The sequence below is a fragment of the Mesorhizobium sp. M2A.F.Ca.ET.037.01.1.1 genome, from assembly GCF_003998075.1.
Classification (GTDB): Bacteria; Pseudomonadota; Alphaproteobacteria; order Rhizobiales; family Rhizobiaceae; genus Mesorhizobium.
The window spans coordinates 1-3,676 of the sequence record NZ_RZSA01000695.1; the positions used below are offsets into that span (position 1 = coordinate 1).

The 3,676-nt window shown below is 63.4% G+C and carries 3 protein-coding genes and 1 pseudogene; 1 reads left to right on the plus strand and 3 read right to left on the minus strand.

The window, feature by feature from the left end:
• Nucleotides 1-1,241, plus strand: a pseudogene (locus tag EOA27_RS27145) (hypothetical protein); the annotation flags it as partial.
• A gap of 2 nt (nt 1,242-1,243) precedes the next feature.
• On the opposite strand, the gene waaF reads toward EOA27_RS27145, so the two are convergent.
• The 3 genes from waaF to EOA27_RS27160 form a co-directional block, all read right to left on the minus strand.
• Nucleotides 1,244-2,263 (minus strand): lipopolysaccharide heptosyltransferase II, encoded by a 1,020-nt coding sequence (waaF, locus tag EOA27_RS27150; protein WP_126082786.1) that lies wholly within the window; start codon nt 2,261-2,263, stop codon nt 1,244-1,246.
• Between the two features lie 59 nt (nt 2,264-2,322).
• Nucleotides 2,323-3,264 carry a glycosyltransferase gene (locus EOA27_RS27155; RefSeq protein ID WP_126082785.1) on the minus strand — a complete coding sequence of 314 codons (942 nt, stop codon included), beginning with the start codon at nt 3,262-3,264 and terminating at the stop codon, nt 2,323-2,325.
• 19 nt (nt 3,265-3,283) lie between these two features.
• Nucleotides 3,284-3,676, minus strand: a 393-nt coding sequence (locus tag EOA27_RS27160) for a carboxyl transferase domain-containing protein (protein ID WP_281059480.1), incomplete at its 5' end; no start/stop codon positions are given.

A 3,676-nucleotide genomic window follows, 5' to 3' on the forward strand; every position in this document is an offset into this window, starting at 1 on the left:
AGCCTCTGGAAAATACGCCGGACGCGGCACGGCTCGCCGACGATGCTGCCCTGAAAGCGCGGCTTGCCGACTATGTCCGCGCCAATGCCGCTGCGGTCGATCTCGGCGTCTATCAAATCCCGGACGAATTCCTGGCAAGAAAAGTCATCTCCTGGTCGACCTTCGGCAGCGCCAGGCAAGCCAATCATCCGTTCACCCCCATATTCGAGCCGAAGGACTTAGCCGCGCTCGACTATTCGAAATTTTCGTTGGCTCGCACGCCGGAAGCCCTGGTCGAGCTGCTCGACAATGGCGCCTGCCAGGGCTGCCATCAGGCAGGTTCTACCGCCGGCTTCCATTTCATCGGCCTCGACGACGCGACGACCTCGCCGCTCAACCGGCTCGAGGTCGGCATCTCGCCGCATCTCCATGCCGAGATTGCGCGCCGCGAGGCCTGGCTGCAAGCGACGGCCGAGGGCAGGGATCCCAATCGCTTTCGCCCGCTCTCCTTCGCCCCGCCCGCCACCTGGAAGGACGGAGGCGAGGTCGCCTACGCGCCGGCCGAAACAGCGATGCCATGCCTGATGCCGGAAGATGCCGCCCGCTTCGGCAGCAGCTGGCAGTGCGGCGGCGGCACGATCTGCACGCCGATCGCCACCGCTTCAGGCGTAAGAACTAAATTGGCGGAATGCCTGCTGCCGAAAGACAGCCCCGCTATGTTTTCCGGCCATCCTTGCCTCACCGGCTCGATCGCCAGCAATGCGGCAGAGCCCTTCAACGATCGCTACAGGATCACTGGCCAGTTCGCCGCCTTCGCTCCTGCGATCTCCCGCACGGCCTTTACCTGCCGTCCACCGAAGATCGGCGTCCCAGGAGGCTTCGCCTACCGGGCCTGCGACGACAAGGATCGCGCCTTCTCCGCCTTCAAAGCCGGCAAGTCGATGCCCAGCGAGATCTGCGGCCTGGTCGGCGGCAAGAAGTTCGACATCTGCGTGGCGACCAACAATTTCGACCAGTGTCTTGGCGGCGCGGTCAATCGTGGCAACCGCCCGGCCTGCTCGGCCGATCATTTCTGCCGCGAGGACTATATGTGCCAGTCGCTGCCGGCGGACACGCCGGGCGCGGCCAAGGTCAAGGGCATCGGCTTCTGCTCGCCGACCTATTTCATCTTCCAGATGCGCATCGACAACCACGCCACGCCGTGGGCGACCACGGCACGCGCCAGCATGGGCTCAGGCTTCGGCGCGGCAGCCGAGGAATAAGGTCAGGCGAATTTCGGCCCGTGTTTTCGGATCGCTGTCGCCAAAGCCGCGAGAACCCGCTCCTCGCTGACACCGCGTGTATCAAGCACCCAGCTCGGCGTCGAAATCGGCGGCTCGAGATAACGCACCTGATCGTTTACAGGCCCTGTCTCATAAGACCGATTTGATCCGAAGATGAGCACGCATGGTCCGCCCAAAGCTGCAGCCGCATGGCAGAGGCCCCCATCAACGCCGAGGAAGACGGTCGAGGCGGCGATCTGGCACATGGCGTCGGTCAGTTGCGGTGTCGACGTGAAATCCACCGCCTCCGGAAGCGCTGCCCGTATCTGCGCGGCGGCCTCGCGCTCTCGTGGGCCGCCGATGAGCCAAACCGACCAGCCGCGCCGGGCGTGATCCTTCGCTACCGAGATGAAACGCTCCGCCGGCCATGAGCGGAAGTTGGTGAAAGCGGACGTGTAAAGCGCCAGCGCGGGTCGCGCAGGATCGATCCCGTGTCGGGCGCGCCAATCGGAAAGCTCTTCGGCCGAAATAGCCATTTGCGGCGCAGGCAACCGCATGCGGTCGGCTGGCTTTTCACCCAGCATCGCGATGGCGCAGACCTGTTCGTACAATCTGGTCTTGCGCGGACCGAACGCCACGAAGCTCTTCAGCCAGCCGGCAGGCAGGCGGTTGATGATGCCGAACTGGAATTCCCGTGGATAGCCGATGCGTTCCGGTATGCCGGCCAGCCATGGCACGAGCGCGGCCTTGGTGCTGCTGGTGAGCATATAGGCCGCCTGGTAGTTCTCCTTGCGGATTTCGCGCGCCAGACCTGCCCGTTGTTTCAGCCCGGGCTTCCAGTGCTTCTCGACAATCCATGTCTTGCGGATATGCGGCATCAGCCGCGCCAGCGGCGCGGCAAGCGGCGAGGTGGCGACGTCGATCGGATGCCCGGGAAACTTCTCGGCCAGAATCTGGATTGCCGAATGGCAACGGATGAAGTCTCCGATCGCCGGCAAGCAGAAGACGAGGATGGGACGCAACGGGCGGTACCTTCAGATCCGGAACAATCGCCACCAATGGCTGATGTGACGGTGATTTGTCACGGAAGCGCTTCGCCATCAAGGATGCGCGCATAGAGTTCCAGATAGGCCTTCGCCGTCTTCTCGATAGGGAATCTGTCAGCGGCCGACTGGCGGCATCGTTGCGCCGACAGGCCTCCGATCGCAGCAAGACCGCGTCCGAACTCCTCGTCGGTCTGGAAGAAGCGCCCGGTATCGGCATCTACGGTTTCCACGAGCGCGCCGCGCGGTGTGGTGAGCACGGGTGTGCCGCACAGCATGGCCTCGACCTGCGCCATACCGAACGGTTCTTCCCAGGAGATCGGGTTGAGGAATGCCTTCGATTCACCCAGCAGGCGCAGCTTGTCCTGGCCGTCGACCATGCCGTGAAAACGGTAGCGGGCGGAAAGGCTCTTGAAGAACACGCCCTCGCGGCGCGTCTTGCTGCGGCCGAGCAGCTTCCAGCGCGAGCCGCCGGCGATATCGAGGATGAAGTCGAATTTCTTGGCAAGATCCACCGCGCGGTTCAGCCCCTTTCCGGCCCGTGCGATCGCTGCCATGAAGAAGAGATGATCGTTCTTCGTTGGCGTCAGCCGGTAAGCGTCCACCGGAAACCCGTTGTAGACGAAGCTCTTGCGGCCATGCAGCTCGGCATGACGGGCGCTGAGGAAGTTCCAGTTGAGCTGCGGCCGCGGATAGTCCGGTAGGTGGCCGTGCTCGGTGTTAAGGGTCGGGAAGGGGACCTCGACTTTCCAGGCGTGGAGATTGACGATCTGCGTGTCGCGGGGGATCGCCGCCCTGCACTCGGCATCGCTGACCGCATGCCTAACCTCGCAAATCGGATGCGACGATCCCGGCGCGGCGATCAGGACGACATGGTGGCCGAGCCTGACCAGTTCAGTGACCAGCCATTCGACCTGGCGCTGCGTGCCGCCATACCCCTTGGCCGGAATAAGGCTCTGAGCTGCAAGGGTTATGCGCATTTGTTGTCGGCGCGGCTTCTCACAACGGGATGTTGTCGTGCTTCTTCCAGGGGTTCTGCATGTCCTTGTTGCGCAGCATGCGCAGCGCGCGCGCCACGCGACGCCGCGTCGAATGCGGCATGATCACCTCATCGACATAGCCGCGTTCGGCGGCGACGAAAGGCGACAGGAAGCGATCCTCGTAAGTCTTTGTATGGGCGGCAATTTTCTCCGGATCGCCGATGTCCTTGCGGTAGATGATCTCGACCGCGCCCCTGGCGCCCATCACGGCGATCTGCGCCGTCGGCCAGGCATAGTTCATGTCGCCGCGCAGATGCTTCGACGCCATAACGTCATAAGCCCCGCCATAGGCCTTGCGGGTGATGACGGTGATCTTCGGCACGGTTGCTTCGGCATAGGCGAAGAGCAGCTT

Excerpts from the sequence above, each read along its gene's own strand:
- EOA27_RS27155 (WP_126082785.1), bottom strand. The coding sequence starts at position 3,264 with ATGCGCATAACCCTTGCAGCTCAGAGCCTTATTCCGGCCAAGGGGTAT.